Origin of the sequence: Herbaspirillum robiniae (assembly GCF_002213415.1) — a bacterium.
Lineage (GTDB): Bacteria > Pseudomonadota > Gammaproteobacteria > Burkholderiales > Burkholderiaceae_D > Herbaspirillum > Herbaspirillum robiniae.
In genome coordinates this window covers 73,439-91,140 of record NZ_NJGU01000004.1, presented here as the reverse complement: position 1 = coordinate 91,140, position 17,702 = coordinate 73,439, and the positions used below count along the sequence as shown (strand labels likewise).

15 protein-coding genes are annotated in these 17,702 nt (G+C 65.8%); 4 read left to right on the top strand and 11 right to left on the bottom strand.

What is annotated here, in order from left to right:
- Nucleotides 1-3: 3 nt before the first annotated feature.
- From cheB to mfd, 9 genes are all read right to left on the bottom strand, one after another.
- The gene (gene cheB, locus CEJ42_RS07160) at nt 4-1,026 is read right to left on the bottom strand and encodes a chemotaxis response regulator protein-glutamate methylesterase (RefSeq protein WP_088750481.1); all 1,023 of its coding nucleotides are present in this window, start codon (nt 1,024-1,026) and stop codon (nt 4-6) included.
- Nucleotides 1,023-3,350 carry a hybrid sensor histidine kinase/response regulator gene (locus CEJ42_RS07155; RefSeq protein WP_088750480.1) on the bottom strand — a complete coding sequence of 776 codons (2,328 nt, stop codon included), beginning with the start codon at nt 3,348-3,350 and terminating at the stop codon, nt 1,023-1,025. Before CEJ42_RS07155 ends, cheB begins: the two co-directional genes overlap by 4 nt.
- The gene (locus CEJ42_RS07150) at nt 3,347-3,928 is read right to left on the bottom strand and encodes a chemotaxis protein CheW (RefSeq protein WP_243397811.1); all 582 of its coding nucleotides are present in this window, start codon (nt 3,926-3,928) and stop codon (nt 3,347-3,349) included. Before CEJ42_RS07150 ends, CEJ42_RS07155 begins: the two co-directional genes overlap by 4 nt.
- Nucleotides 3,921-5,207 (bottom strand): CheR family methyltransferase, encoded by a 1,287-nt coding sequence (locus CEJ42_RS07145; protein ID WP_088750479.1) that lies wholly within the window; start codon nt 5,205-5,207, stop codon nt 3,921-3,923. Before CEJ42_RS07145 ends, CEJ42_RS07150 begins: the two co-directional genes overlap by 8 nt.
- Complete coding sequence (locus CEJ42_RS07140; protein WP_088750478.1) at nt 5,204-5,701, bottom strand: chemotaxis protein CheW; 498 nt, start codon at nt 5,699-5,701, stop codon at nt 5,204-5,206. Before CEJ42_RS07140 ends, CEJ42_RS07145 begins: the two co-directional genes overlap by 4 nt.
- A gap of 49 nt (nt 5,702-5,750) precedes the next feature.
- Nucleotides 5,751-7,376, bottom strand: coding sequence for a methyl-accepting chemotaxis protein (locus CEJ42_RS07135; RefSeq protein WP_088750477.1), 1,626 nt, complete (start codon nt 7,374-7,376; stop codon nt 5,751-5,753).
- A gap of 309 nt (nt 7,377-7,685) precedes the next feature.
- Complete coding sequence (locus tag CEJ42_RS07130; protein ID WP_088750476.1) at nt 7,686-8,048, bottom strand: DUF4870 family protein; 363 nt, start codon at nt 8,046-8,048, stop codon at nt 7,686-7,688.
- Nucleotides 8,049-8,073: 25 nt separating this feature from the next.
- Nucleotides 8,074-8,940, bottom strand: coding sequence for a phosphoserine phosphatase SerB (gene serB / locus CEJ42_RS07125; RefSeq protein ID WP_079214437.1), 867 nt, complete (start codon nt 8,938-8,940; stop codon nt 8,074-8,076).
- A 53-nt stretch (nt 8,941-8,993) separates the two neighbouring features.
- Nucleotides 8,994-12,458, bottom strand: coding sequence for a transcription-repair coupling factor (gene mfd, locus CEJ42_RS07120; RefSeq protein WP_088750475.1), 3,465 nt, complete (start codon nt 12,456-12,458; stop codon nt 8,994-8,996).
- Between the two features lie 153 nt (nt 12,459-12,611).
- On the opposite strand from mfd, the gene ispD reads away from it, so the two are divergent.
- From ispD to CEJ42_RS07105, 3 genes are all read left to right on the top strand, one after another.
- A complete protein-coding gene (gene ispD / locus CEJ42_RS07115; RefSeq protein WP_088750731.1) occupies nt 12,612-13,346 on the top strand; it encodes a 2-C-methyl-D-erythritol 4-phosphate cytidylyltransferase in 735 nt (244 codons plus the stop codon).
- Between the two features lie 5 nt (nt 13,347-13,351).
- Nucleotides 13,352-13,846 (top strand): 2-C-methyl-D-erythritol 2,4-cyclodiphosphate synthase, encoded by a 495-nt coding sequence (gene ispF / locus CEJ42_RS07110; protein ID WP_088750474.1) that lies wholly within the window; start codon nt 13,352-13,354, stop codon nt 13,844-13,846.
- A 320-nt stretch (nt 13,847-14,166) separates the two neighbouring features.
- Entirely contained in the window at nt 14,167-14,373 is a 207-nt protein-coding gene (locus tag CEJ42_RS07105) for a cold-shock protein (protein WP_050468323.1), read from the top strand.
- A 167-nt stretch (nt 14,374-14,540) separates the two neighbouring features.
- Here the strand turns inward: CEJ42_RS07105 and CEJ42_RS24975 are convergent, their stop codons facing one another.
- Entirely contained in the window at nt 14,541-14,684 is a 144-nt protein-coding gene (locus tag CEJ42_RS24975; RefSeq protein WP_165774402.1) for a hypothetical protein, read from the bottom strand.
- Between the two features lie 278 nt (nt 14,685-14,962).
- Nucleotides 14,963-16,549: a malate synthase A gene (gene aceB / locus CEJ42_RS07100; protein ID WP_088750473.1), complete on the bottom strand. Its 1,587-nt coding sequence runs from the start codon at nt 16,547-16,549 to the stop codon at nt 14,963-14,965.
- 208 nt (nt 16,550-16,757) lie between these two features.
- Here aceB and CEJ42_RS07095 point away from each other — a divergent pair, with 208 nt between their 5' ends.
- Nucleotides 16,758-17,666, top strand: coding sequence for a LysR family transcriptional regulator (locus CEJ42_RS07095; RefSeq protein WP_079214432.1), 909 nt, complete (start codon nt 16,758-16,760; stop codon nt 17,664-17,666).
- Nucleotides 17,667-17,702: the final 36 nt, after the last annotated feature.

The following is a 17,702-nucleotide window of genomic DNA, read 5'->3' as shown; positions in this document are numbered from 1 at the left end:
TGTTCAGATCAAAATTCCCTGCAGCCGGGCTGCAATCCCTGTCACGGGCAACACCTCGACGGCGGCGTTGAGGGCCACCGCGGCCTTGGGCATGCCATAGACCGCGCAGCTCTTCTGGTCCTGGGCGATGGTGTGATACCCGTTGTCGCGCAGCGCCTTCAGGCCGGCGGCGCCGTCGCGCCCCATGCCGGTCAACAGTACGCCCGTGGCTTCGCCTTGCCAGTGCTTGACGATGCTGTGAAAAAACATGTCCACCGAGGGGCGGTAGACGTCACCCGGAGAGCCGCTGGTGTAGCCAAGCATGCCCTCGCCCTTGAACACCAGGTGCTTGTTGCTGCCGGCCAGCAGCACCTCGCCGCGGCGCGGCCGGTCGCCCTCCTCGGCCAGGCGCACCTGCAGCGCGCACTGCTGCTGCAGCCATTCGGCCATGCCGGGCGCGAACGCGGCGTCGATATGCTGGACGATCACCATCGCCGCGGGGAAACCGCGCGGGATGGATTTCAGGATCACCGAGAGCGCCGCCGGACCGCCGGCCGAGGCGCCCACGGCCACCAGCGGCACATCGCCGCCGTCGTGCGACACCGGCGTGACAAGCGGCGGCAGCCTGGGCTTGGCCGGCGGCGCCACCGCCTCGGGCGGAAGCAGGCCGAGATTGTCGATCTTCTCGATCAGGGCGGCGGCGTCGCGCTTGCCGGCCGCGCCGATCAGCGCCGGCGTCTGCGTGGCGTCGAGCGCGCCATGGCCCATGGCCTCGTAGATCTTGCCGGCGCTGGTGCCCATGTCGGAGGTCACCACCAGGATCGGACACGGGGTGTCCTGCATGATGCGGCGGGTCGCTTCCACGCCGTCCATCTTGGGCATCAGCAGGTCCATCAGCACCACGTCGGGCAACTGCCAGGCGCACATCTGCACCGCTTCCTGGCCGTCGCGCGCGATCCAGATCAGCTCGTGCCGGCCGGTTTCGGCGATGACCCGCCGCAATACTTCCACCATCATCGGGGTGTCGTTGACGATGCCAATTTTCACGATGAAGCGTCTCCGATCAAATCCGCGACGGCCTGCAGCAGGCTCTCGTCGTGGAAACTGCTCTTGGTGAAATAGTGGTCGGCGCCGGCCTCCAGGCCGCGCTGCCGGTCTTCTTCCCTGTCCTTGTAAGACACGATCATCACCGGCAGCGACTGCAGGCTGGGCGCGCCGCGAATGAGCGTGACCAGTTCGATGCCGTCCATGCGCGGCATGTCGATGTCGGTGATGACCAGGTCGAAGCGCTCGGTGCGCACGGCGTTCCAGCCGTCCATGCCGTCCACCGCCACGGTGACCTGATAACCTCGGTTGGTCAGCAGCTTGCGCTCCAGTTCGCGCACGGTGAGCGAGTCGTCCACCACCAGCACTTTCTTGCGCACCTCGCTGGCGGCCTGTGCGCCGCCGCCGTGATGCACCGTCTCCAGGCGGCCCGAGGAGGTCAGCTTCTCCACCGAGCGCACCATGTCGGCCACATCCAGGATCAAGAGCGGCTCGCCGTCTTCCATCAGCGCGCCGGCCAGCACGTCGGGGATCTTGCCCAGGCGCGCGTCCAGCGGCTGGACCACCAGCATGCGCTCGCCGAGGAAAGCGTCCACCGCCAGCCCGTAGGTATGTTCATGGTCGCCGATCACCACCACGCACACGCCGCCGTCGCGCGAGCGCCATTCGCCCTTCTGCAGGATCTGGTGCGCGCTAACCAGGCCGACCTGGCGGCCGTCGTGCGTGAAGTGCTGGTAACCCTCGAGCGTCTGCAGCTCTTCGGCCTGCAGGCGCAGCGTACGGTTCACATAGGCCAGCGGGAAGGCGTAAGGTTCCCCGTCGATATCCACCAGCAGGCTGCGGATCACCGACAGCGTCAGCGGCAGCTGCATCAGGAAACGCGTGCCCTGCCCGGGCCTGGTCGTGATGCGGATGGTGCCGCGCACCTGCTTCAACATGTCGGCCACCACGTCCAGGCCGACGCCGCGTCCGGAGATCTCGGTCACCGTGTCGCGCAGGCTGAAACTGGGCAGCAGCAGGAATTCCAGCAACTCGGCCTCGGACAGGCGGGCCGCCGTTTCTTCGTTGGACAGCTTGCGCTGCACCACCGCCTCGCGCACCCGCTCGAGATCGATGCCGCCGCCGTCGTCGGACACCTCGATCAGCAGCATGCCGGCGCTGTGGCGCGCTTCCAGCCGCACCAGCCCCAGCTCGGGCTTGCCGGCGGCCGCGCGCGCAGCCGGACTTTCGATACCGTGGTCGACGGCGTTGCGCAGCAGGTGGCCGATGGGCGCGTCGAGCTTTTCAAGGATGTCGCGGTCGATCTGGGTGGCGTTGCCGGTGATCTCCAGGCGCACCGGCTTGCCCAGCGCATTGCCGACGTCGCGCACCATGCGCGCGAAGCCGCCGGTGCCGTCGGCGAAGGGGCGCATGCGGCAGGCCAGCGCTTCGTCGTACAGGCGTTGCGAGAGATTGACCGAACGGCGGTCGAACGCTTCCAGTTCATTGAGCTGGTCGCCCAGCAGATGCTGGTTCTGCTGCATCAGCGTGCGCAGCTCGGCCAGCGCCGCCTGCGCCAGTTCGTCGGCGCCGCCGGCGGAGAGCTTTTGTTGCAGCAGGTCCAGCGCCTGCATGGATTCGCGCTGTACCCGCTTCATGCGCAGCATGCCGGCGGTGAACGGTTTCAGGCGCCGCGACTCGACCAGCGATTCGCCGGACAGGCTGAGCAGGCGGTCCAGGTTTTCGGCGCTCACGCGCACCGCGCGCGAGGACGACTGCGGATGGCCTGGCGCTGCCGGCGCCGCCGCCGGGGCCGGTTCCGGCTCGGCCTGCGACGCTGCAGCGGCCGGCTCGGGCGGCGCAGCGGGGGCCGCCGGCACAACGGCAGGAGCGACCGGCGCCGCAGAAGTTGCCGAGGGCGGCCAGGGCGGCGCTTCGCCGCCGCTCATCACGGCCGCCAGGCCCGACATGAAGGCCGCCACTTCCTCGCGGCCAGCATGCTCGGCCCAGGCTTCATCGCCGTCGGGCGGGCTGGCGATGCGGCCCAGCAGGTCGGCGCCGCGCAGCAGCACGTCGATGTGTTTTTTCTCCAGCGCCAGCTTGCCCTGCTGGGCCAGCACGAAGCAGTCCTCCAGCACGTGGGCGATCTTGACCGCGCTGTCCAGGCCGACGATGCGCGCCGCGCCCTTGAGCGAGTGGCCGGCGCGCATGCAGGCTTCCAGGTGCTCGGCCTGCGTCGGGTTGTTCTCCAGTTCCAGCAGGCTGGTGTTGAGCAGCTGGATCTGGCTCTCCGCCTCGAAGCGGAACAGGTCCAGCATGGACATCTGGCTCAGGTCGGGCGTACTCATGTCATGCTCCGATTGAGCGCGTAGAACAGCAGGCCGTGATCCAGCAGGCCGACCTTGCGGCCGCGCCAGTCCAGCAGCCCCAGCGTGTACTGGGTGGCGGCATGCGCCAGCGTGGTGGGTGCTGCGCCCACGGTGGACGGGTCGTAGCGGTGCACGCCCGCCACCTCGTCGACCGGAAACACCAGCGTCTGCCCCTCGTGCATGGCCACCAGCAAGTGATGGCCGGTGGGCTTGGCGTTCTCCGCGCCGAGCTGGAACAGCCGCGCCAGCGACACGCAGATGCGCAGCGCGCCGCGGATATTGAGCACGCCGAGCACGGCGCGGTTGCGCTGGTGCGGCAGGCTGTGCGCCGGCCGCGCATCGGCCACCTCATTGATGACCCCGGTGCCCAGCGCCAGCCATTCCTCGCCGATGCGAAACACCAGCGCCGACTCGCTGTCGCCGGCATCCCTGGCCTGGGTCTCGTGCACCGCCGTCGACGGCGACTGCGACCACTGGCGCGCCAGATCTTCCGATGCGCTGACCTTGTCCAGCACGTAGGCACCCGCCTCGGGGCCGGCGCTTTTGATCTCAGCCATGCGCACTCTCCCCCGGATTAGCCGATTTCTCGATGCGTTCGGCGCGCTGGCGCATGGTCTGGGCGCCGGCCGCATCGCCCTGCGCCTGCAGCAGCGCCGCCAGATGCAGCAAGGCCTCGTGATGGGCCGGCTGCAGGTAGACCGCCTTGCGGTAGCAGCGCTGCGCCGCGCCGGTGTCGCCGCCGGCGTCGTGAATCAGCCCCATCAGATAGAACGCATCGGCGCTCGGCCCCTGTTCGCGCACGGCCTGCTCGCACAACTCGGCGGCGCGCGAAAACTCACCCTGGTCGGCCAGCTGGCGCGCGCGCTCCAGCAGCAACTGCGGCACATGCACGCCCGGCGCCGGATGATTGACGGCGGGCGCGATCGCCGGGCGCGCGGCGCCGGCCGACACCGCGCGCGGCATCGGCGCCAGCTTCGCTGCGGGCAGCGGCGTGAGCTTGAGCGGAGGCAGCGGCGCCGTCGCGGCCGCCTGCCGCTCCTCCGGCAAGCGCTTGCGAAAACCGAAGGCCAGCGCGATGCCGGCCGAGACCATGCGCGGGCTGAGCATGATGCCGCCTTCTGCCGGGCCGACGAAGATGAAGGCGTCATCCTTCATCAGCCGCTCCAGCAGCGCGACTACCTGCAACTGCACCTCGCGCTCGAAGTAGATCAGCACGTTGCGGCACAGGATGAAATCGTAAGGCTCGCTATGGCGCATGAAGTCCGGCGTGAGAATGTTGCCGGCCGAGAACCGCACGCGCTCCTTGACCCGTTCGTCGATGCGCCAGTCGCCGTCCTGCGGCGTGAAATAGGCATCGCGGAAATCCAGTTCGCGGCCGCGGAAGGAGTTGCGTCCATACACGCCGTCGGCGGCGATCTCCAGCGAGCGCGTGCGTATGTCGACGGCGTCGATCTGGAACATCGAGGCCGGCACGCCGGCGTCGAACAGCGCCATGGCCAGCGAATACGGCTCTTCGCCGGTGGAGCAAGGCAGGCTCAAGATGCGGATGCGCCCGGCCGGCATCGCCGCCAGCTTCTCGCGCGCCAGCCGCGCCACCGCAAGCATCGCTTCGCGGTCGCGGAAGAACCAGGTCTCCGGCACCACGGCCAGCTCGATCAGGCACTGCAATTCGGCCGCCGAATTGATCAGTTCGGCGAGGTAAAGCTCGTCGTCCTCGATCTGCAGCGCCGCCATGCGTTCGCGCACCACGCGCTCGATCAGGCTCTGGCCGACGGTGGCCATGTCCAGCCCCATCGCGCCCTTGAGGGTGTCGGCAATCCGTTCCAGCGCCTTCATGCGCCCGCCTCTTGCGCCGCAGTTCCGGCGACATCGGACTCGGGATAGAGCAGCGCGCGGGTGGCTTCGTCCAGCAGTTCATCCACCTTGACCCATTGCAGCAGGGCGCCCTGGTGACGCATCACCGGGCCGAGGTAGCGCGCTTCTTCGTTGGCGATGCCCGAGGCGAGGAAATCGTCGGGATTGCAGCGCAAGGTGTCGGTGGCCTGCTCCAGCAGCAGGCCCAGCAGCTCCGGCGCGCGGCCGGCCGGCGCGTAATGCGCCAGCACCAGGCGCGTGCTCACGCGAATGGCGGCAGGTTGGCCGCTGGCCAGCATCGGCAGGTCGATCACCGGCACATTGCGCGCCCCGTAGCTGAACAGCCCGCGCACCCAGGGCGGCGTGCCCGGCACCTGCTTGCACAGCGCCATGGGCAGCACCACGGACACATCCGACGCCTGCAGGGCGTAACGGTCGCGACCGATGCTAAACAGCAGGAACAGTTTCTGGCTCATGGCGAAAACGCAGACTGGCGCGACGGCTTCAGCGAAAGCGCGGCGGCAATCAGCCCGCCACCTTGAAGCGCGACACGCCGTTGCGCAGCTCGTTGGACACCACGTTCAATTCCTCGATGGCCTGGCTGGACTGCTGCAGCGACTCCACGGTCTGCTGCGCGGCTTCCGAGAGCTGCACCAGCGCCTGATTGATCTGTTCGGCGCTGTTGGCCTGCGCCTGCATGCCTTCGTTGACCATCTGGAAGCGCGGCGACAGCGCCTGCACCTGGGCGATGATCTGCGACAGCTGGCTGCCGGCGTTCTGCACTTCCTGCATGCCGCGCCGCACCTGGTCGGAGAACTTGTCCATGCCCATCACGCCGGCCGCCACGGCCGACTGGATTTCCTTGACCATCACTTCGATGTCGTAGGTGGCCACGGCGGTCTGGTCGGCCAGGCGGCGGATCTCGGTGGCGACCACGGAGAAACCGCGGCCGTGCTCGCCGGCCTTCTCGGCTTCGATCGCGGCGTTCAGCGACAGCAGGTTGGTCTGGTCGGCCACCTTGGTGATGGTGGTGACGACCTGGTTGATGTTGCCGGCCTTCTCGTTGAGGATGGCCAGCTTGGCGCTGACCGAGCCGGCCGCGTCCATCACGCTTTGCATGGTGTCTTCCATGCGCGTCAGCCCGGCCTGGCCGCTGCCGGCCAGGGTCGAGGTCTGGTCGGAGACCACCGACACTTCATTCATGGTGCGCACCAGGTCGCGCGAGGTGGCGAAGATCTCGCGCGAGGTCGCGCCGATCTCGGTGGTGGTGGCGGCGGTTTCCGCCGCGGTGGCTTGCTGCTGCTTGGAGGTGGCCGCGATTTCCGTCATCGAGGTGGCGACCTGGGCCGAGGACTTTTGCGCCTGCCCCACCAGCGAGGTGAGGTCGTCGGTCATGCGGTTGAAGCCGGTGGCCAGGTGGCCGAACTCATCCTGGCTGTCCAGCTGCAGGCGGCGCGAAAAGTCGCCGGAGCGCATGATGTCGAGGATGCCCATGAGCTTTTGCAGCGGCTCGTTGATGGCGCGCATCAGCAGGAAGCCGCACACCAGCGCGGCCAGCAGCGCGGCCATCAGCGACACCAGCATGGCGAACTGCGCCGAAGTGACCGACTCGCTGATGTTGGAGGCGGCATCATCGGCGATCGCCTTGTTCTTCTCCACCATGCGTTGGGTCAACTGATAGGCCAGGCGCCATTGCGGGCGGATCTGTTCGTTGAAGATCTTGTCGACGGCGCCCTCCTGGCTGAAGTCCATCTTCAGCACTTCGGTCACCATGGCGCGGTATTTTTGCCGCGCCTCCTTGAAGTCGCTGAACAGCTTGCGGTCATCTTCGCTGAAGACGGTCTTGTCGTAGTCTTCCTGCAGACGGTCCAGACGCTCGCCGTTGCGACGCAGCAGCGCGATGTTGCCCTGGCGCTCGGCATCGGTCTTGTCGATCTGGGCGATCTGCTGGCCCATCAGCAGGTTCTCGTACCATGCCGCGTTGATCATGGTGCTGTAGTAGAGACCGGGAGTCGAATCCTTGCGCAGGCTGGTAGCGCTGGTCTCGATCCGGGAAAGATTGTAGGCGGAGATGCCGGCCATCAGCGCCATCAGGACGAGGATGAGCCCAAAGCTTCCGAGTATGCGTTGCTTGATCGTCCAGTTCTTCATGCGCAGGCTTTCTTGGTATTGGTATGCATCGGATCGAGGATGTCGGACATGCGGATCGCGATTCCGCACATCGCCGGATATCGGATCCGGCCAGACAATCTTTGAGATTATGCTCGAAAGGTTGCGATATGACCATCTTCCCCGCTTCCAGACTGGAGTTTGCTTTTCGACAACTGGCGACCGCGACCCCGCCAGGGACGGCCGCCACAAACGAAAACGGCGTCCCTTTTGGGACGCCGCCTGATGAGTCTGCCGGCCGGCCTGCCGACAAGGCTTGCCGTGATGCCGCCGGTGGCCGGTGCGCGGGCCTCAGAGCGGCATCGGCTGGTTGTCGTTGAGATCGAGGAAGCCCTTGATGAGCCGGTAGGCCTTCCAGATCCAGGCCAGCGTCCAGATCAGGATCGCCAGCGGAATGCCGACCACGGTGGCCGAGACCACGCCGCCGGCGAACATCCAGAACAGATACCACCAGAACGAACGGATCTGCCAGCGGTGATGGCTGTAGACGAAGGTATCGGCCGCGTCGGCGCGCTTGAGGTAATTGACGATCAGCGGCAGCCAGGACAGCATGCCCAGCGAAAACGCGAGGCTGATGCCGTGGAAGATGTACAGCCACCGCGCCAGCTCCTTGGCCGATTGGGTATTGCCGTCGAACACCAGTTCCTGCTCCATCGCGTCTCCTGTCGTCAATGGGCGTTCAGCCCAACAGGTTCAAGATGCCGTCCAACCCCACAAAATTCAAGCCCACGGATGCCTGGGCGCGCACCACCGGCTTGGCGCGGAAGGCCACCGACAGGCCGGAGATGCCCATCATCTTCAGGTCGTTGGCGCCGTCGCCCATGACGATGGCCTGCGACGGCCGGGCGCCGATCTCCTGGCAGACGCGCTCCACCGTCAGGCGCTTCTCGTCGGCGTTGACGATGCCGCCGACCACGCGGCCGGTCAGCTTGCCGTCGACGATTTCCAGCGTGTTGGAGTGCGTGTAGTCCAGGCCCAGGCGCTCCTTCATGCGGTCGGTGAAGAAGGTGAAACCGCCCGACACCAGCAGCGTCTTCAGGCCGGCCGCCTGGATGGTCCTGAGCATGTTCTCGGCGCCCGGCGACAGCTTCAGGCGCTCGTCGTAGACGCGCTGCAGCGCCGACGCGTCCAGCCCCTTCAACAGCGCGACGCGGCGCAGGAGACTCTCGTTGAACTCGATCTCGCCGCGCATGGCGGCTTCGGTGATCTCCGCCACTTGCGGCTTCAGGCCTTGCATGTCGGCGATCTCGTCGATGCATTCGATGGTGATCAGGGTCGAGTCCATGTCCATCGCCACCAGCCTGAAGTCGGCCAGCTTGCGCGCCGGGTCGACGAAGGCGTAGTCCAGCTGCGCGGCCAGGCAGGCGGCGTCGATGCGGGTCTTGAGGTCGTCGCTGAAGGTCACGCCGGCCACGCGCCAGGCGTCGGCGTCGGGCACGCGGGCGTCGGCCAGCTGCTCGGCGCGGCCGCCGGCCAGCGCGGCGACGGCATCGATGTCGGACGACGAAACGTTGGCGCTTTTCTGCGCTTGCAGGATCAGGTTCATGTGCTTTTCTTGTCTCTACGTATTGATGGATTCGGTAATGGATGCGGACCCGCTCAGGCCCCCAGCGCCTTCATGATCGCCTTGACCTGCTGCACGCGGGCGTTGAGGTCGGGCATGTTGGCGGTGATGCGCAGCTTGTCCTGGCCGTTGAGCTTGACCTGGCGGTTCTTCTGCACCAGCTCGATGATGCGCATGGCGTCGATCGGCGGATTGGGCACGAACTGCATCAGCGCGGCCTCGGAGTGGGCGTCGATCTTGCTGATGCCCAGGGGCTTGGCGGAGATGCGCAGGCGATGCGTCTCGATCAGCGAGCGCGCCGGCTCGGGCAGCTTGCCGAAGCGGTCGATCAGCTCCTCCTGCAGGTCGTCGATGGCCTCCTGCTTCTCGCAGTTGGCGAAACGCTTGTACAGCGAGAGGCGCTCGTGGACGTCGCCGCAGAAGTCGTTGGGCAACAGCGCCGGCACGTGCAGGTTGATTTCGGTAGTCGACGCCAGCGGCGCGGCCAGGTCCGGCTCCTTGCCGTTCTTCAGCGCGCGGACCGCTTCGTTCAACATGTCGGAATACATCTGGAAACCGATCTCATGGATCTCGCCCGACTGGTGGTCGCCCAGCACCTCGCCGGCGCCGCGGATCTCCAGGTCGTGCATGGCGAGGTAGAAGCCGCTGCCCAGTTCCTCCATCTGCTGGATCGCCTCCAGCCGGCGCTGCGCCTGCTTGGACAGGCCCTGCACGTCCTGCACCAGCAGATAGGCGTAGGCCTGGTGGTGCGAGCGGCCGACGCGGCCGCGCAGCTGGTGCAGCTGCGCCAGGCCGAACTTGTCGGCGCGGTGCATGATGATGGTGTTGGCGGTCGGCACGTCGATGCCGGTCTCGATGATGGTGGTGCACAGCAAAATGTTGAAGCGTTGCGCGACGAAATCGCGCATCACCTTCTCCAGGTCGCGCTCGTGCATCTGGCCGTGCGCGACGGCGATGCGCGCCTCCGGCAGCAGCGCTTCCAGCGCGGCCTTGCGGTTGGCGATGGTTTCCACCTCGTTATGCAGGAAGTAGACCTGGCCGCCGCGCTTGAGCTCGCGCAGGCAGGCCTCGCGGATGGTGGACTCGCCCTCGGCGCGCACGAAGGTCTTGATCGCCAGACGCTTTTGCGGCGCGGTGGCGATGACCGAGAAATCGCGCAGGCCTTCCAGCGCCATGCCCAGCGTGCGCGGGATCGGCGTGGCGGTCAGCGTGAGCACGTCGACCTCGGCGCGCAGCGACTTCAGGGCCTCCTTCTGGCGCACGCCGAAGCGGTGTTCCTCGTCGATGATGACCAGGCCCAGGCGCGAGAACTTGACCTCGTCGGAGAGCAGCTTGTGGGTGCCGATGACGATGTCGATGGTGCCGTCGCCCAGGCCCTTGATGGCTTGCGTGACTTCCTTGCCGGTACGAAAGCGCGACAGCTCGGCGATCTTCACCGGCCAGTTGGCGAAGCGGTCGGCGAAGGTCTGCGCGTGCTGCTCGGCCAGCAGCGTGGTGGGCGCCAGGATCGCTACCTGCTTGCCGCCCATGACGGCGACGAAGGCCGCGCGCAGCGCCACCTCGGTCTTGCCGAAGCCGACGTCGCCGCAGATCAGGCGGTCCATCGGCTTGCCGCCGGTCATGTCCTTGATGACGGCGTTGATGGCGGCGGCCTGGTCGGCGGTTTCTTCAAAGCCGAAGCTGTCGGCGAAGGCTTCGTAATCGTGCGCCGAATACTGGAAGGCATGGCCCTGGCGCAGCGCCCGGCGCGCGTACAGGTTCAGCAGTTCGGCGGCGGTGTCGCGTACCTGCTGGGCAGCTTTGCGCTTGGCCTTTTCCCACTGGCCGGAACCGAGCGCGTGCAACGGCGCGTCTTCCGGCGAGGCGCCGGAGTAGCGCGAGATCACATGCAGCTGCGAGACCGGCACGTAGAGCTTGGTCTCCTTGGCGTATTCCAGGTGCAGGAACTCGGTCTCGCCCTCGCCCAGGTCCATGCTGATCAAACCCATGTAACGGCCGATGCCGTGGCTGGAGTGCACCACCGGATCGCCGATCTTCAGCTCCGACAGGTCGCGCACCATGAACTCGACGTCGGTGGCGGCCTGCTGCTTGCGGCTGCCGACGCGGCGGCCGGTGCCGGCATAGAGCTCGGTCTCGGTGATGAAGGCCAGCCCCGCGGCCCCACCCTGCTGCAGCGCGAAGCCGGCCTGCAGCGGCGCCACGCCCAGCATCAGCGCTTCGCCGCTGGCGAGGAACCCCTGCCAGTCGTCGCACAGCACCGGATGCAGGTCGTACTCGGCGAAGTACTGCTGCAGCGTCTCGCGGCGGCCGTTGCTCTCGGCGCAGATCAGTACGCGCCGGTCTGTCTGCAGCAGGAAGGAGCGCAGGTTGGCCAGCGGGTCTTCGATACGGCGGTTGACGGCGATGTTGGGCAGCGGCGCCGAGAATTCGGAAGGCGCGTCGTCGGTCTTCAGCACCCAGCGCGCGTGCGGCTTCAACAGCGTGAAGAAATCCTCGTCGTCGAGATAGATCGCATGCGGCTCCAGCACCGGCCGTTCGCGGTCGGCGTTGAGGAACTGCCAGCGCGAGCGGGTATCGCTCCAGAAGCGCTTGATGGCATGTTCAATGTCGCCCACGGTCGCAAACATCGCGCTCTCGGGAAGGTACTGGAACAGCGTCGCGGTCTGCTCGAAGAACAGCGGCAGGTAGTACTCGATGCCGGCCGAGGCGATGCCGTTGCCGATGTCCTTGTAGATCGCCGAGCGCGACGGATCGCCCTCGAACACCTCGCGCCAGCGGTTGCGGAAGGCCAGGCGCGCGGCCTCGTCCATCGGGAACTCACGCCCCGGCAGCAGGCGCACTTCCGGCACCGGATAGAGCGAACGCTGGGTGTCGGCGTCAAAGGTGCGGATGGTCTCGATGGTGTCGCCGAACAGGTCGAGGCGATACGGCACCACCGACCCCATCGGGAAGATATCGATCAGGCCGCCGCGCACCGAGTATTCGCCCGGCGACATCACCTGGCCGACATGGCTGTAGCCGGCCAGAGTCAGCTGCGATTTCAGGCGCCCCTCGTCCAGCTTCTCGCCCTTCTTGAAGAAGAAGGTATAGGCCGCCAGGAACTCCGGCGGCGCCATGCGCAGCAAGGCGGTGGTGGCCGGCACGATCAGCAGGTCGCACTGGCCGTTCTGCACTTCATAGAGCGTGGCCAGGCGCTCCGACACCAGGTCCTGGTGCGGCGAGAAGGCGTCGTAAGGCAGGGTTTCCCAGTCGGGCAGCAGGTGGCAGCGCAACCGCAGCTGCTCGTCATCCCTGGCGCCGTCGGGCTGGAACCACGGGATTTCGGACAGCAGGCGCTGGGCTTCGGTGGCGCCGGCCACCACCACCGCCAGCATGCGCCCCTCCGCTTTGAGCGCCAGCGCGGCTTGCGCCAGCAGGCAGGCGTCGGCCGAACCGTGCACTGCGGGAGGCACGAAACGCACGCCGGGCTTGGGAAGGGATTTTTTCAGGTCGAAGGACATCGGGTATCGGGACGCGGCCCAGTGCAGGCTCAAGGCTGCAAAATGACGGCCGCTTGCGCAGGATTGGCATTAAAATTCAGCCTCTCATTATAAACGATGGCCCCGCTGCAGGCCGCCGCCCTGCGGGGCGCCGGCCTCGCCAAACCGCACTGCATGAACCAAACGGCCTCCCCTTCTTCCGCTGGCGCCGAGCCGCGGCGTTTCGCGCTGATCCCGGCGGCCGGCGTCGGCGCCCGCATGGGCGCCAGGATCCCCAAGCAATACATGGCCGTGGCCGGCAAGCCGATGCTGCACCATGCGCTGGAGACCTTCGCCGCCCACCCCCGCATCGCGCACACCTTCGTCGTGGTCAGCGCCGGCGACGGCTGGATCGATGAACTGCTCACGCCCGAACTGGCGCAACGCGCGACCGTGCTGCGCGTAGGCGGCGCCACCCGCCAGGAAAGCGTCTTCAACGGACTGGTGGAAATGCGCGCCGCCGCCGGCGACGCCGACTGGGTGCTGGTGCACGACGCCGCCCGCCCCGGCCTGGACGCGGAACTGATCGACCGGTTGCTCGATGCGCTGGCCGACGACGAGGTCGGCGGACTGCTGGCGCTGCCGGTGGTGGACACGCTCAAGCGCGCCAGCGCCGAAGGCCGCTCGGAGCAGACCGTTCCCCGCGCCGGGCTGTGGGCCGCGCAAACGCCGCAGATGTTCCGCTACGCGCTGCTGCGCCGGGCCTTGCACGAGGCGGCCGAACAGGGCCGCATCGGCGCCATCACCGACGACGCCAGCGCCGTCGAAATGCTGGGCCTGCTGCCCAAGCTGGTCGAAGGCAGCCCCCGCAACCTCAAGGTCACGCTGGCGCAGGACGCCGCGCTGGCCGAATTCTTCCTGAAAGGCTGATCTACATGAGCACCGCATTCCCCTTCCGTATCGGCCAGGGTTACGACTGCCACGCGCTGGTCGAAGGCCGCCCGCTGATCCTGGGCGGCGTGGACATCCCGCACAAGAAAGGCCTGCTCGGCCACTCCGACGCCGACGCCCTGCTGCACGCCATTACCGATGCGCTGTTCGGCGCTGCCGCGCTGGGCGACATCGGCCGCCACTTCCCCGACACCGACCCGCAGTTCAAGGGCGCCGACTCGCGCGCGCTGCTGCGCGAAGCCGGCAAGCGGCTGGCCGCCGCCGGCTACACGGTGGGCAACGTCGACGCCACCATCATCGCGCAAGCGCCCAAGATGGCGCCCCACATCCCGACCATGGTGGCCAACGTCGCGGCCGACCTGGGGATTTCCGACCAGCAAGTAAACATCAAGGCCAAAACCAACGAAAAGCTGGGTTATCTGGGCCGTGAAGAAGGGATCGCGGCGGAAGCCGTTGTGCTGATCCATCACAAAAATTGACGATGCGCTGATGTAGGAGACTTTCCGATAGGGCCTCGTAGGACAATGCCCTACATTGAAAAGCCGCACCAGACAAGGGATTCAAGGCAGATTGATGCACCACTTTTCGACATAAATCGAAATCTAAAGGGCACGCAAAAATAATTAAATATTTAAATTGAAGTTTGCATCTGAAAATAGCTTGCATTCTCAATTTAATGAGTATAATCAGCGCGTCGTTAGGATTCGAGCTGGTAGTGCGGTCATCGCTGTCATTCCTCCCGAGTAACGATAAAGAGCCGGGCAGACAAGCCCCAATCAATTAAATTTAGGAGTCCGTAATGGCAACTGGTACCGTCAAGTGGTTCAATGATGCAAAAGGTTTTGGTTTTATCACCCCCGATGAAGGCGGCGAAGATCTGTTCGCTCACTTCTCGGCTATTCAGTCGAACGGCTTCAAGTCGCTGAAGGAAAACCAACGCGTTTCCTTCGAAGTGACCACTGGCCCGAAGGGCAAGCAAGCTTCGAACATCCAGCCTGTTGCCTAAGCATCAGCTGATATAAAAAAATCCCCGATTCGTCGGGGATTTTTTTTTGCCTGCCGCCGACAGTTTCCGCCTATGCATAGGCGAAATTTGTCGGGCAAACCCAAACCGCAGGCAGGTCATCACACCAGTGCGATTTCACTCGCCTGCGTCTTCTACTCCCCTCCCCTTCAATACTTCAGGTTCAAGGCCAGCACCGCCGAACGCGGCGCTCCCGGAATGTAGCGCGCACCGCTGTTGTTGAGCGAAGCGACGTACTTGCGGTCGGCCAGGTTGTACAGGTTCAGCTGCAGGGCTGCCTTCAGCGCCAGCACATAGGGGCCATGGCATCGGACACCCGGTACGACGACACCGACGTCATATGGACCGCAGTGGCCCTGCATTGCCTGGCATTGCTGAGGATGCGCACCATAGACGTATTGCATCGCTATCCCTGCGGGATGCGCGCTGAAAGCAAAACCGCCCTTCCTCCGGCAGACTGACGTGCGGCACTTTTCGCCGCCCAAGAAAAATCCCCGCCCTCTTGCGAGAGGCGGGGATTGTCCCGGTATGTCTTGCAGCCGGCCGCAGCCGGCGCAATCGCATCAACCGATCAGATCTCTTCGTACAGCGGCAGCGTCAGGAATTCAGCGAACTGCTCGGACGTCGACATCTCTTCGAAGATCTTGGCGGCGCGGTCGTAGGTGGCGCCGTTGCCGGCCACTTCCTTCACCTTGGCCAGCTCTTCCGGGATCATCGCGCGCACCATGTCGGCGGTGACCTTGCGGCCGTCTTCCAGGTTGCCCTTGGCGCTGCGGATCCATTGCCACACCTGCGCACGGCTGATTTCGGCGGTGGCCGCATCTTCCATCAGGTTGTGGATGGGCACGCAGCCGTTGCCGGCCAGCCAGGCGCCCAGGTAGTGGATGCCGACGTTGATGTTGTAGCGCAGGCCGGCTTCGGTGATCGGGGTTTCCGGCTGGAAGTTCAGCAGGTCGACCGCCTTCACGTCCACGTCCGGACGCTGCTTCTCGAACTGGTTGGGCTTGTCGCCCAGCACGTCGACGAATTCCTTCATCGATGCCTCGACCAGGCCCGGGTGCGCAACCCAGCCGCCGTCGTAGCCGTCGGTGGCGTCGCGGCGCTTGTCGTTGATGATGCCCTGCATGGCGACGGCGTTCTTTTCCGGATCGTTCTTGATCGGGATCAGCGCGCTCATGCCGCCGATGGCCGGCGCGCCGCGCTTGTGACAGGTCTTCAGCAGCAGCAGCGCGTAGGCGCGCATGAACGGCGAGGTCATGGTGACCTTGGCGCGGTCGGCCAGGCAGAAGTCCTTGTCGTTCTTGAACTTCTTGATACAGGAGAAGATGTAGTCCCAGCGGCCGGCGTTCAGGCCCGAGCTGTGCTCGCGCAGCTCGTACAGGATTTCTTCCATCTCGAAGGCGGCGGTGATGGTTTCGATCAGCACGGTGGCCTTGATGGTGCCCTGCGGCAGGCCGATCTCGTTTTGCGCCATCACGAAGATGTCGTTCCACAGGCGCGCTTCCAGGTGCGACTCCATCTTCGGCAGGTAGAAGTACGGACCGGCGCCGCGCGCCAGCTGTTCCTTGGCGTTATGGAACAGGAACAGCGCGAAGTCGAAGACGCCGCCGGAGATGCGCTTGCCGTCGATGGTGACGTGCTTCTCGTCCAGGTGCCAGCCGCGCGGACGCACCACCAGGGTGGCGATCTTGTCGTTGAGCTTGTAGCTCTTGCCGTTGGATTCCAGCGAGATGGTGCGACGGATCGCGTCGAACAGGTTGATCTGGCCGCTGATCTGGTTGTCCCACACCGGCGAGTTCGAATCTTCGAAGTCGGTCATGTAGCTGTCGGCGCCCGAGTTGAAGGCGTTGATGACCATCTTGCGCTCGACCGGGCCGGTGATTTCCACGCGGCGGCACTTCAGCGCCTCGGGGATCGGGGCGATCTTCCAGTCGCCGGTGCGCACCGATTCGGTTTCCTTCAGGAAGTCCGGGCGTTCGCCGGCGTCCAGGCGCTTGACGCGCTCCACGCGGGCGGCCAGCAGTTCCTGGCGACGGCCTTCGAAGGCGCGCGACAGCTTGGCGACCAGCGACAGGGCGTCGAAGGTCAGGATGTTCTCGTAACCCGGCTTGATTTCACCGGAAATTTCCATGCCGGCGGGCAGCTTCAATTGCGTCATGCTGGACTCCTCAAAAAGAAATGAAATGGCTCGTGGATTGTGCCTGATGCGCGGCCATTTACCGCATTGCACCAGCAATTTTATATACGCAGTATATTTAAACTAAATCAATATGAGTGGAACGTTTTATCAATTTATCTTTGCGTTTTAGTCACAAGTAAAGAGATAATCAAAACACGCCATTTCCGGGACGTTCCACCTCTTCATCATGGACCAGTTCAAGCAGATTTCCACCTTCGCCGAAGTTGTCGCCCGCGGCAGCCTGTCGGCCGCGGCGCGCGCCGAAGGCATCGCCCCGGCCATGATCGGCCGCCGGCTCGATGCGCTGGAGGAAAGACTGGGCGTGAAGTTGCTCCAGCGCACCACGCGCAAGATCGTGCTGACCAACGAAGGCGCGGCCTTCCTGGAAGACTGCCAGCGCATCCTGGCCGACCTGGAAGACGCCGAGTCCGCCGTCTCCGAGCGCAGCGCGCGCGCCAGCGGCAACCTGCTGATCTCGGCCCCGGCCGGCTTCGGCCGCCAGCACGTGGCGCCGCTGGTGCCCTCCTTCCTGGCCGAGCACCGCGACGTCACGCTGACACTGAACCTGAACGACCGTATCGCCGACGTCATCGGCGAGGGCATCGACGTGGCCATCCGCATCGCCACGCTGACCGACTCCAACCTGGTCAGCGTGAAGCTGGCCGACAACGACCGCGTGATCGTCGCCGCCCCGTCCTACCTGCGCCGCCACGGCACGCCGCAGGCGCCGGACGACCTGGTGCGCCACAACTGCCTGGCCATGAGCAGCGAAGGCAGCCAGCGCGGCTGGACGCTGAAGCAATCCGGCAAGGTCAGCGTCTTCAAGGTCGGCGGCAACATGGTCTGCAACGACGGCGAGGTGCTGCACAACTGGGCGCTGGCCGGGCGCGGCCTGGCGTGGCGCTCGATGTGGGAAGTCGGCGCCGCCATCGAGGCCGGCGAGCTGGTCACCGTGCTCGACAAGTTCGCCGCCCCCGCGCCCTCCATCTACGCGGTGTTCGCCCAGCGCCGCCACCTGCCGCTGCGCATCCGCGCCTTCGTCGACTTCCTGCGGCATGCCTATGCGCAGCCGGAGTACTGGAAGCAGCACGGCTGATCTGGCCCGCTCACGCTTAACGCTCCCCGACCTTGC

What these genes read in the sequence shown, in the direction of transcription:
- CEJ42_RS07150 (WP_243397811.1), bottom strand. Translation starts at nt 3,928, where the DNA reads ATGGCTGAGATCAAAAGCGCCGGCCCCGAGGCGGGTGCCTACGTGCTG.
- serB (WP_079214437.1), bottom strand. Translation starts at nt 8,940, where the DNA reads ATGAACCTGATCCTGCAAGCGCAGAAAAGCGCCAACGTTTCGTCGTCC.
- CEJ42_RS07130 (WP_088750476.1), bottom strand. Translation starts at nt 8,048, where the DNA reads ATGGAGCAGGAACTGGTGTTCGACGGCAATACCCAATCGGCCAAGGAG.
- mfd (WP_088750475.1), bottom strand. Translation starts at nt 12,458, where the DNA reads ATGTCCTTCGACCTGAAAAAATCCCTTCCCAAGCCCGGCGTGCGTTTC.
- ispF (WP_088750474.1), top strand. Translation starts at nt 13,352, where the DNA reads ATGAGCACCGCATTCCCCTTCCGTATCGGCCAGGGTTACGACTGCCAC.
- CEJ42_RS07155 (WP_088750480.1), bottom strand. Translation starts at nt 3,350, where the DNA reads ATGAGTACGCCCGACCTGAGCCAGATGTCCATGCTGGACCTGTTCCGC.
- aceB (WP_088750473.1), bottom strand. Translation starts at nt 16,549, where the DNA reads ATGACGCAATTGAAGCTGCCCGCCGGCATGGAAATTTCCGGTGAAATC.
- CEJ42_RS07140 (WP_088750478.1), bottom strand. Translation starts at nt 5,701, where the DNA reads ATGAGCCAGAAACTGTTCCTGCTGTTTAGCATCGGTCGCGACCGTTAC.
- CEJ42_RS07135 (WP_088750477.1), bottom strand. Translation starts at nt 7,376, where the DNA reads ATGAAGAACTGGACGATCAAGCAACGCATACTCGGAAGCTTTGGGCTC.
- CEJ42_RS07145 (WP_088750479.1), bottom strand. Translation starts at nt 5,207, where the DNA reads ATGAAGGCGCTGGAACGGATTGCCGACACCCTCAAGGGCGCGATGGGG.
- CEJ42_RS07105 (WP_050468323.1), top strand. Translation starts at nt 14,167, where the DNA reads ATGGCAACTGGTACCGTCAAGTGGTTCAATGATGCAAAAGGTTTTGGT.
- CEJ42_RS07095 (WP_079214432.1), top strand. Translation starts at nt 16,758, where the DNA reads ATGGACCAGTTCAAGCAGATTTCCACCTTCGCCGAAGTTGTCGCCCGC.
- ispD (WP_088750731.1), top strand. Translation starts at nt 12,612, where the DNA reads ATGAACCAAACGGCCTCCCCTTCTTCCGCTGGCGCCGAGCCGCGGCGT.